Source organism: Streptomyces sp. NPDC042336 (assembly GCF_055581985.1).
Map to the genome: position 1 here is coordinate 1 of NZ_JBVJEA010000058.1, position 11608 is coordinate 11608.

General features: G+C 72.6%; 2 protein-coding genes. Both read right to left on the minus strand.

Features of this window, described 5'->3' with window-relative positions; all coding sequences use genetic code 11:
* Positions 1-4640, minus strand: a 4640-nt coding sequence (locus tag ACZ6IM_RS41690) for an amino acid adenylation domain-containing protein (protein ID WP_469564433.1), incomplete at its 3' end; no start/stop codon positions are given.
* Positions 4637-11608: amino acid adenylation domain-containing protein (locus tag ACZ6IM_RS41695; RefSeq protein WP_469564435.1), on the minus strand; the 6972-nt coding region annotated here is incomplete at its 5' end. The genes ACZ6IM_RS41695 and ACZ6IM_RS41690, both read right to left, overlap by 4 nt.

An 11608-nucleotide genomic window follows, 5' to 3' on the forward strand; every position in this document is an offset into this window, starting at 1 on the left:
GTCAGCGTCCGGCCGCCGCATTCCACGGCCACCGCGTCCGGTGTCCGTTGGGCCTGCTCGGTGATGAGCTGGGGCAGCGACGCCCCGCGCAGAGTACGCGTTGCCCCCTGCCAGCCCGACAGGATCCGCTCCCGCTCGACCTCCTCCAACACCTCCACCTCGGAAACCCGGGAGCCGTTCCCACTGGCCACGACCCACTCCAGCACCTTCACCATCCGCTGCACGAGCGATTCGGCGGTCGACCGGTCGAAGACGTCGGTGCTGTACTGGAGGGCGCCGCGCAGACCGCCCGGCGTGCCGGTCGTGCTGTGGGACTCGGCGAAGGAGAAACCCAGGTCGAACTTGACCCGGTGGGTCTCCACGGGTTCGTGGTGCACCGTCAGGCCGGGGAGCTTGGCGATCTCGTCGAGAGCCTCCACCGGACCGGCGTTGTTGAGGTTCAGCATCGTCTGGAAGAGGGGATGCCGGGACAGCGAGCGTTCCGGGTTGACGGCCTCGACCAGCCGCTCGAACGGCATGTCCTGGTGGGCGTAGGCGGCGAGGTCGGCCGCCCGCACCCGCTCCAGCAGCTCCGCGAAGGTGGGGTCCCCGGAGACGTCCGTGCGCAGCACCAGCGTGTTCACGAAGAAGCCGACCAGGTCGTCCAGCGCGTCGTCGGTGCGGCCGGCGATCGGGGTGCCCAGCGGGATGTCCGTGCCCGCGCCCAGCCGGGACAGCAGCGTGGCCAGGCTCGCCTGGAGCACCATGAACAGGCTCGTGCGGCTGTCACGGGCCACGCGGGTCAGACGGTCGTGGAGTTCCGGCGGCAGCTCGAAGGTGACGACGTCACCGCGATGGGAGGCCACGGCCGGCCTGGGGCGGTCGAAGGGCAGGGACAGTTCCTGGGGAAGGCCCGCCAGCGTCTTCCCCCAGTAGTCGAGTTGCCGGCCGGCCTCGCTGTCCGGGTCGTCCTCGGAGCCCAGGACGACCTGCTGCCAGATGCTGTAGTCGGCGTACTGCACCGGCAGCGGTGCCCACTGCGGGGCAGCACCCCGCACCCGGGCCGCGTACGCCGCCGTCAGGTCACGGGCCAGCGGGGCCCGGGACCATGCGTCGGTCGCCACGTGGTGGGTGAGGAGCAGCAGGACGTGCTCGTCGTCGTCGACCTCGAACAGGGTGGCCCGCAGGGGCGGTTCGCAGGCCAGGTCGAAGGCGTGGCCCGCAGCCTCGGAGAGATCGGCGGCCAGTCGGGTGGCGTCGCTGGACACGACGGCGAGGTACGGACGCACCTCGTCGAGCACGACCTGATGGGGTCCCTCGGCGTCCTCGGCGAGGACCGTGCGGAGGGTTTCGTGCCGTGCGGTCAGGTCGGCGAGGGCGTTCTCCAGCGCCGCACGGTCGAGGGTCCCGGACAGGCGGAGGGCGACGGGGGAGTTGTAGGCGGCGCTGGGGCCCTCGAAGCGGTGCAGGAACCACAGCCGGCGCTGGGCGTGGGACAGGGGCAGTCGCTCGGGACGCGGGAGCACGGCGGTGACCGGCGTGCGTGCGGCGCCGTTGCCGGTGTCGAGGGCTCCGGACAGCCCGGCCACGGTGGGGGTCTCGAAGAGCTGCCGGATGGCCATCTCGGCACCGAGCGCCGAGCGGATACGGCTGACGAGTTTGGTGGCGAGCAGGGAGTGGCCGCCCAGGGCGAAGAAGTCGTCGTCGATGGTGACCGAGCCGACGCCGAGCACCTCCGCGAAGAGGGTGCACAGAATGTCCTCGCGGGGGGAGCGCGGAGCCCGCCCGCCACCCGCCTGCGGCCCGTAGTCGGGGGCGGGCAGGGCGCGGCGGTCCAGCTTGCCGTTCGGTGTGAGCGGGAAGGAGTCCAGGACCACGAAGGCGGACGGCACCATGTAGTCGGGGAGCCGGTCGGTGGCCAGGGCACGCAGGGATTCGGCCGCCACGGAGGCGCCGGCGGTCGCCGCGTAGGCGACGAGTCGCTTGTCGCCGGGCTGGTCCTCGCGGAGCAGGACGGCGGCCTGGGTGACGCCCTCGTGACCGGCGAGGACGGCCTCGATCTCACCCAGTTCGATGCGGTAGCCGCGCAGCTTGACCTGGCCGTCGCCGCGACCCACGAACTCCAGCCGGCCGTCGTGGTTCCAGCGCAGCACGTCGCCGGTCCGGTACATGCGGGAGCCGGGCGGACCGAAGGGGTTGGCGACGAACCGCTCGGAGGTGAGGCCCGCGCGCCGCCAGTAGCCGCGGGCGAGCCCCGTGCCGGCGATGTAGGCCTCGCCGGGGACGCCGGGCGGGACCGGCCGCAGCCCGCTGTCGAGGACGTACACCTGGGTGTTCCAGAAGGGCCGGCCCACGGGGACCGGTCCGGCAGGTGCGGGCGCCCCGGCGGGGATGCGGTACTGGACGCTGTTGACGGTGGCCTCGGTGGCTCCGTACACGTTGAGGACGTCGGCGTCGGGGCGGCGGGCCCGCCAGCGGTCGGCGACCTCGCCGAGCAGGAGTTCACCACCCAGCATGATCAGCTCGCTGGGGGAGGCCTCGGCGGGCAGGGCCTCAAGCAGGGCGAGCACACTGGGGGTGCCCTTGAGGAAGGTGGCTCCGGGACCCTCGGCGGCCCGCTCGTCGAGGTCGGCGACGCGCACCAGGCCGCCGGAGACGAGGGTCGTGTAGAGGGCGGTGACGGTGAGGTCGAAGCTGATCGGCGAGTGCAGCAGCGAGGTGCCCGTCATCGCCGGGTAGGCGTTGCGGGCCCACTGGAGATAGGCGCCGAGCGAGCGGTGCTCGATGACGACGCCCTTGGGCCGCCCGGTGGAACCCGAGGTGTAGATCACGTACGCGGGGAGGCCGGGCGGTACCGGCACGGTGGGCGCGGTGGAGGGCCGGGCGGCGAGATCCCCGGTGTGGGCCGGGTCGTCCAGGAGGAGGCGCGGCGCACCCGAGTCGGGGAGGCCGGGGGCGAGTTCGCGGGTGGTGAGCAGCAGCGCGGGCTCGGTGTCCTCCAGCATGAACGCGATGCGCTCCGCCGGGTAGTCGGGGTCCACGGGCAGGTAGGCCGCGCCCGTCTTGAGGACGGCGAGCAGGGCGACGACGGTGTCGCAGTTCCGGGGCAGCGCGATCGCAACGAACCGCTCGGGCGCCGCGCCGTGCTCGGCCAGCAGGTGGGCCAGGCGGCTGGAGCGGGCGTCGAGTTCGGCGTACGTCAGGGTGCGGTCGGCGCTCGTGACGGCCGGGGCCTGCGGGGTGCGGTCCGCCTGGGCCCGGAACAGATCGAGGACCGTGGCGTCCGGGACGTCGTGCGCGGTGTCGTTCCACTCCCGCAGCACACTGTCGCGTTCCCGGTCGGTGAGCAGGTCGAGGCGCCCGACGGGCTGCTCCGGGTCGGTGACGAGGGCGCGCAGGACACGGACGAAGCGGTCCAGGATCCGCTGGGCGGAGGCCGCGTCGAAGAGGTCGGGACGATGGTTGAGCCGGAACGTCATGCTGTCGCGGGCGGCAGCGATCAGCAGCAGCGGGTAGTGGGTGGCCTCTCGGTTCTTGCCGGGGGCCAGGCTGATGGCGGCGCCGATGCCGGTGCCCGCGGTGCCCGAACGGTTGACGGGATAGTTCTGGAACACCATGGAGGTGTCGAAGAGTTCGCCGTGCCCCACGGTGCGCTGGATCTCCGCCAGACCGAGGTGCTGGTGCGGGGTCAGTGCGGCCTGCTCTCGCTGGACGCGGGCGACGAGCCCGGCGAGCGGTTCGGCGGCCCGCAGCCGCACTCGTGAGGGCAGCGTGTTGATGAACAGGCCCACCATGCGTTCGACGCCGTCGATCTCCGGCGGACGTCCGGAGACGGTGGTGCCGAACACGATGTCGTCCCGTCCCAGGTGCTTGCTGAGGGCGATCGCCCAGGCGCTCTGCACCACGGTGCTGAGGGTGAGGCCCCGGCCGCGTGCCAGCTCGGTGAGCGCCGCGGTCTCCTCCCGGGGCAGCTCGGCCCGGACCTCGGCCCCGGCTACCGCGGCACGGTCGGCGCCGGGTGCGACGAGGGTGGGTTCCACGAGGTCGGCGAACGTGTCGCGCCAGGCGTCGCGGGCGGCGTCGCGGTCCTGGCCCTCCAGCCACGTGAGGTAGTCGCGGTAGGGGCGCACCCTGGGCAGGGCGCTGTCGTCGCCCGCGGCGTCGTACAGCGCGAACAGGTCACCCATGAGGACGGGCAGGGACCAGCCGTCGAGCAGGAGGTGGTGGTTGGTCAGGACGAGGCGGTGCCGGGCGGCGCCGAGCCGCAGCAGGGTGAAGCGCAGCAGTGGCGGCCGCGTCACGTCGAAGCGCGTGGCGCGTTCGGCGGCGATCAGGCCGGCGGCGGCGTCGGCGCGTTCGGCCTCGGGCAGAGTGCTCAGGTCGCGCTCGGTCCACGGCAGCGGCACCTCCCGCATGACCAGCTGCGCCCAGTCGCCGCTCTTGCGCTGCCGGAAGGCGACCCGCAGGTTGGCGTGCCGGGCCAGCAACTTCTCGGCGGCGGTGCGCAGGACCGCGGTGTCCAGCGCGCCGTCGATGTCGAACGACATCTGCACGACATAGGGGTCGAGCTCGCCCTCGTCGTAGACGCTGTGGAAGAGCAGGCCCTCCTGGAGCGGGGCCAGCGGCAGGATGTCCTCGATCTTCCGCGCTGTGCGACTCACTTGCTGGCCTCTTCTTCCTTCTCGAATTCGTGCGGTTCGTCGTCGTCGAAGTCGTCGAACAGGTCGTCCAGTTCCTCCTCGAACGCCTCGATCTCGTCCTGGCCGATGGAGGACAGGGAGACGTCGGAGGGGGTGAGACCGCCCGCGTAGGGGTTCTCGGAGTGCGTGACCAGGGCGCGCAGCGCCTGGAACCACAGTTCGGCCAGCTCGCGTACCTCGTCCTCGTCGAGGATGCCCTCGGCCCAGGTCCAGAACGCGACCAGCTCGGACCCCTCCGGACCGTCCTCCGTACGGGAGTTGAGCTCCAGCGGGTGGGCGAGCGGCAGCTGCGGAGGGTCGCCGGCGACGGCGTCGACGCCGGTGACCGGAGTCCAGTCGGCGGCCCGGTCGCCCTCGGCGGCGGTGAACCGGCCGAGGTAGTTGAACGCCACGTGGGGAGCGGCGAGGCCGTCGAAGCCGGCCGCGGTGGCCGGGTTGAGATGACGGACCAGGCCGTAGCCCATGCCCTTGTCGGGGACGGACCTGAGCTGCTCCTTGATCCGTTTCGCGGCGGAGCCCGCCGCCGACCCGCCCGCGAAGGCACGGGCGAGGTCCACACCGCCCGTGTCGAGGCGCACCGGGTACAGGTTGGTGAACCAGCCGACCGTACGGGACAGGTCGGCGCCCTCCACGAGGTGCTCCTCGCGGCCGTGCCCTTCCAGATCGAGCAGCAGCTCCGGCCCGCCGTGCCGCCAGCGCGCCCAGGCGAGGGCGAACGCGGTGAGCAGCACGTCGTTCACCTCCGCGTGGAAGGCGGCGGGAACGCGGGTCAGGACGGCTTCCGTGACCTCGGCCGGCAGGGTCATGGTCAGCCGGCCGGCCGTGGCCTCGCGATCCCTCGCCGGGTCCAGCGGCCGGCGGCCCGGCGGCGGCCCGGCGGACCGCAGGACGTCCTGCCACCACGCCGCGTCGGCGACCCAGGCGGACTTGACGGCCTCCTCGGTGAGGCGCTGCGACCAGCGGCGCAGCGAGGTGCCCACCGGTTGCAGGGCGGGCTCCCGCCCCGCGGAGAGGGCCTCGTACGCCTCGGCGAGGTCGGGGATGAGGATGCGCCAGGAGACGCCGTCGACGACCAGGTGGTGGATGATCAACAGCAGCAGCCCGGCGCTGTCCCGCCCACGGTCGAACCACACGGCCTGCACGACCCGGCCCTCGCTCAGGTGCAGCCGGTCACGGGCGGCCGCGCCCGCCTCCCGGACGAGGGCGTGGAGACCGGCACCGTCGGCGCCGGAGGCGTCCACCCGCCGGACCAGGGCGCCTGCGTCGACGCTTCCCGGTTCCCGGACCTCCAGCCGCCGCCCCGGAGCCGGCGTGAGACGGGCGCGCAGTGCGTCGTGGTGGTCCAGCAGCGCCTGTACGGCTTCGGTGAGCGCGTCGGCGTCCAGGTCGGCCGGCACGCGCAGCACGGCGGACATGTTGAACGCGTCCAGGTCGTCGGTGCGTGCGAGCAGCCACTGCTTGATCGGTGTCAGGGGTACGTCGCCGATGCCGGCGCCGGGTTCCTCCGTGACGGTGGTGCCGGTCTCGGTGACGACCTCGGCGAGTGCCGCCACGGTCCGGTGCTCGAAGACGTCGCGTACGGACAGTTCGACTCCGGCCCGTCGGGCGCGGCTGACCAGCTGGATCGACATGATGCTGTCGCCGCCGAGGTCGAAGAACCCGTCGTCGACGCCCACCTCGGCGAGGCCCAGGACGTCCGCGAACAGCCCGCACAGCACCTTCTCGCGCTCGGTGCGCGGTGCCGCGGCCACCGCGTCGGTGCCGGGGGCGGGCAGCGCCCGCCGGTCGAGCTTGCCGTTGGCGGTGAGCGGCAGCTCGTCGAGCGGGACGACGAAGGACGGGACCATGTAGTGCGGCAGCTGCTGCTCGAGGTGCGACCGCAGCGTGCGGCCCAGCGCCGGGTCGGCCTCCCGGCCCTCCGGCACCACGTACGCCACGAGCCGGGTCGTGCCGGCGGACTCGTCGCGGGTGACCACGACCGCCGTCTCGACGCTCGGGTGGTCGGCGAGCACGGCCTCGACCTCGCCCGGCTCCACACGGAAACCGCCGATCTTGACCTGGTGGTCGGCGCGGCCCAGGAACTCCAGCTCGCCGCAGTGGTTCCACCGCACGACGTCGCCGGTGCGGTAGAGACGCGCGCCGGGCCGCCCGAACGGTGAGGCGACGAACCGTTCCGCCGTACGGTCGGGGCGGCCGAGGTAGCCGCGGGCCAGCTGAGCGCCTCCGATGTAGAGCTCACCGCGCACCCCCGGCGGCACCGGCCGCAGCCCGGCGTCGAGGACGTACACCGCGGCGTTCCACAGCGGCTGTCCGATGGAGGCGGAGGTGGGCCACTCGTCGATGTCCCCGGGGAGTGTGGCGGTGGTGGCCGCGTGGGTTTCGGCCGGGCCGTAGATGTTGTGGGCCATCCGCCGCCAGCCGCTCGCGCAGAACTCCCTCAGCTCGTGACTGAGCCGGAACTGCTCCCCGCCCTGGAAGAGGTCGGTGAGGGAGTCGAGCCGTTCACCGGTGTCGGCGGCCGCCGCCAGCACGGCGTCGATCACGAGGGTCGGCGCGAACAGTTCGTTGATGCTGTACCTGGCGATCCACCGGGCCAGTTCGTAGGCGTCGTGGCGGACATGCTCCTCCGGGATCACCAGGGTCTTGCCGACGACCAGCGCCTGGAGGATCTCCTGCACCGCGAAGTCGAACGAGACGGCGAGGAACTGGGCCGTGCGGGTGCCGACACCGCCGCAGTACGTTCCGGTGTGCCAGGCGAGCAGGTTGACGAGCGAACTCATCGGCATCACCACGCCCTTGGGCGCGCCGGTGGAGCCCGAGGTGTACACGACATAGGCGGGGTGCCGGAGATCCAGCGGGCGGACCCGGTCCGCGTCGGTCAGGTCGGCGTCCGCGGTCGCGGCCAGTTCCCGGACCGTCTCCGGGGCGTCGAGAACGACAACGCGGGGGCTCGCGTCGCCCAGGAGGGGCCGGGTGGCCACGTCGGTGACGACGACGCGCGGGCCGCAGTCGGTGAGTACCGCGCGGAGCCGCTGCTCGGGGGCCGAGATGTCGAGAGTCAGGTAGGCGGCACCCGCCTTGAGGGCGGCCACCAGGGCCACCACCAGGTCGGCCGACCGGGGGAGGGCGATCGCGACGACGTCCTCGGCGCCCACTCCCGAGGAGGCCAGCAGACGCGCCAGGCGGTTCGCGCGGGCGTTCAGCTCGGCGTAGGAGAGGGTGACGTCGTCACCGAGCACCGCGGTCGCCCGGGGTTCGGCCGCGACCTGCCGCTCGAAGAGCGTCGGCACCGGCAACGCGGGCACGTCGTGAGTGGTGCGGTTCCACTCGTCCACCACACGGCCACGTTCGGCGGGCGACATCACCTCCAGCCGGCCGATGGGCCGCTCCGGGTCGGCGACGGCGCCCTCCAGAACGCGCAGCAGCCGCTCGGCGAACTCCTGCGCGGTGCCGCGGTCGAAGAGGTCGGAGTTGTACTCGACGGCCCCGCCCAGGCCCTCGGGCTCGCCGTGCGGACCGTAGCGCTCGTCGAAGAAGAACGCCAGGTCGAACTTGGCGTGACCGGTCTCCGGCGCGTGCACATCCACCGTGAGGCCGGGCAGCCGCAGGATGTCCAGCGCCTCCTGGTTGTTGTCGAAGCCGAGCAGTACCTGGAAGAGAGGGTGACGGGCCAGCGAGCGGACGGGGCTGAGCACTTCCACGAGCCGCTCGAAGGGCACGTCCTGGTGACCGTAGGCACCGAGGTTGGTCTCCCGGACCCGGCCGACCAGCTCGGCGAACGTCGGATCGCCCGAGGTGTCCGTGCGCAGCACCAGGGTGTTCACGAAGAACCCGACGAGGTCCTCGACGGCCGCGTCGGTGCGGCCTGCCACGGGACTGCCGATCGGGATGTCGGTGCCCACGCCCAGCCGGGTGAGCAGGGTGGCCAGGGCGGCCTGCGTCACCATGAACAGGCTGGTGCCCGTCTGTCTGGCGAACGCGGCCAGCCGTGCGTGCAGGCCGGCGGGCACCTCGAAGGGCACCCGGCCGCCGCGGTGCGACTGCCGTGGCGGGCGGGGCCGGTCGACCGGCAGCTCCAGCTCCTCCGGAAGGTCCGCCAGCGCGGTCTTCCAGTGGGCCAGCTGCCGGGAGATCTCGCTGCCCGGGTCGTCCTCCGAGCCGAGCACCTCCCGCTGCCACAGCGTGTAGTCGGCGTACTGAACGGGAAGCGGCGCCCACGCGGGGGCGTCCCCGCGAGCGCGGGCAGTGTAGGCGAGCGACAGGTCGCGGGCGAGGGGGCCCATCGACCAGCCGTCCCCGGCGATGTGGTGGACCACGAGGACCAGGACCCGCTCCCCGTCGTGCGCGGAGAAGAGCCAGGCCCGGACGGGGAGCTCGGACGTGAGGTCGAAGGGATGGGACGCCGCGGTACGTATCCTGCCCTGCAACTCGCCGGGCGCCACCTCGACCTCGGTCAGTTCCGGCGTCGCGTGGCCGACGGGCAGGACGACCTGCCGCGCGCCGTCGGAGTCCTGGGCGAACAGGGTCCGCAGCGACTCGTGCCGGGCGACGACGTCGTTGAGCGCCAGGCGCAGGGCGGCACGGTCGAGCGCTCCCTTCAAGCCCAGCGCCACCGGGATGTTGTACGTGGCGCTCGGCCCCTCCAGGTGGTTGAGGAACCACAGCCGCTGCTGGGCGTACGACAGCGGGATCCGGGCGGGTCGCGCCACGGCGGTGACCGGCCGGCGGGCTCCCGACGCCTCGTCGAGCGCCTCGACGACACCGGCGACCGTCGGGTTCTCGAAGAGCCGGCGGATGGACAGCTCCACACCGAGCACCGCGCGGATCCGGCTGAGCAGTCGTACCGCCGACAGGGAATGTCCGCCCCGGTCGAAGAAGTCGTCGTCGATGCCCACGGAGGCGACGCCGAGCAGCTCGGCGAAGACGGTGCACAGGATCTGCTCCCGCGGACTGCGCGGACCCCGGGAACGTGCGGGCCACACGTCCGCCGGGCCGGCGGGTGTCCGCCCGGGCACCTCGACGAGCCGCAGCTCACCGTCGGCCGACCACCGCGCCGACGTGCCGGTGCGGTACATCCAGCCCGCGCGGCCGAACGGACACGGCAGCCACCGCTCCTGTTCCGCGGCATCACCGGCCGGACCCGAGCCCGTCACATACAGTGCTCCCGCCACCCCCGGCGGCACCGGGGCCAGGGAGTCGTCGAGGACGTACGCACGAGTGTCTTCCGCCGTCCGCGGCAGGGACGAGCCGGACAGCGCGGCCGCCACCGGAGGCCGGGCCGCGTCGCTCCACTCGTCCAGGATCGCCGTGCGCTCGTCCGGGGTGAGAACGTCGACCTCGCCGATCGGGACCTCCGCGTCGCGGGCCGTCGCGGACAGCAGGCGCACGAAGCGGTCGGCCACCGAGCGGGCGGTGCCGCGGTCGAACAGTTCGGCGGAGAACTCCAGGTCGACGGTGACACCCGCGGGCCGCCCGACGCCGTCGACGTGTTCCGTCAGTTCCCAGTTGAGGTCGAACTTGGTGTCCTCGATGGGGAGCCGCTCCAGCTCCACCGTCAGGCCCGGCAGCCGCGCCTCCTCGGCGACCGTGGCACGCGGGTCGGTGTTGTGGAGGGTCAGGCACACCTGGAAGAGGGGGTGACGGGTGAGTGAGCGGTCCGGGTTGACGGCCTCGACCAGCCGCTCGAACGGCAGGTCCTGGTGCTGGTAGGCCTCCAGGCTCCGCGTCCTCACACGCTCCACGAGCTCGGCGAACGTCGGGTTGCCCGAGGTGTCGGTGCGCAACACCAGCGTATTGGCGAAGAACCCGACCAACTCCTCGACGGCCGCGTCGGTGCGGCCCGCGATCGGCGATCCGAGGGGGATGTCGGTGCCCGCGCCGAGCCGGGTCAGCAGGGCGGCGAGCCCCGCCTGGAACACCATGAACAGACTGGAGCGCGTAGTCCGCGCCAACTCGTGCAGCTCTGCGTGCAGTTCGGCCGGAATCCGCAGGGACACCTGGCCACCACGCTGTGTGACCACCTCACTGCGGGGGCGGTCGTAGGGGAGTTCGAGCTGGTCGGGGAGTCCGGTGAGGGTGTGGGTCCAGTAGTCGAGTTGGCGGGAGATCTCGCTGTCGGGGTCGTCCTCGGAGCCGAGGATGTCGCGTTGCCAGAGGCTGTAGTCGGCGTACTGGACGGGCAGCGGCGCCCACTCAGGCATCGCCCCCCGCACCCGCGCCGCGTAGGCGGTGGCCAGGTCACGAGCCAGCGGACGCATCGACGAACCGTCGCCGGCGATGTGGTGCAGGAGCAGCAGGAGTACGTACTCGTCGTCGTCGACCTCGAACAGGGTGGCCCGCAGGGGCGGTTCCGCGGCCAGGTCGAAGGGGTACCGTGCCGCCTCCGCCAGCTGTGCCCCGAGTCGCTCCTCGTCCACCACGACGATGTCGAACCCCGAAGCGACCTCGTACGGTTCCAGGATCACCTGGGTGAAGCCGCCCTCCTCCTCGGCGAAGACGGTCCGCAGGCTCTCGTGCCGGTCCACGACATCGGCCAGGGCCTGTCGCAGGGCCTCCCGGTCCAGGGCTCCGGTGAGCCGCAACGCGCCGGGTGCGTTGTAGGCGGTGCTGCCGTCCTCCAGCAGACTGAGGAACCGCAGCCGCTGCTGGGCGTAGGAGACGGGGATCCGCCCGGGCCTCGGTCCGGCCGTGACACCGGGACGCCGTACGGCAGCACGGGCCGGCTCCTGGTCGAGCGCGGTGCTGATTCCGGCGACGGTGGGTGTCTCGAAGAGTTGCCGGATGGGGAGTTCGGCACCGATGACGGTGCGGATGCGGCTGATGAGTGTGGTGGCGAGGAGGGAGTGGCCGCCGAGGTGGAAGAAGTCGTCGTCGATGGTGACGGTGTCGGTGCCGAGTATGTCGGCGAAGAGGGTGCAGAGGGCTTCTTC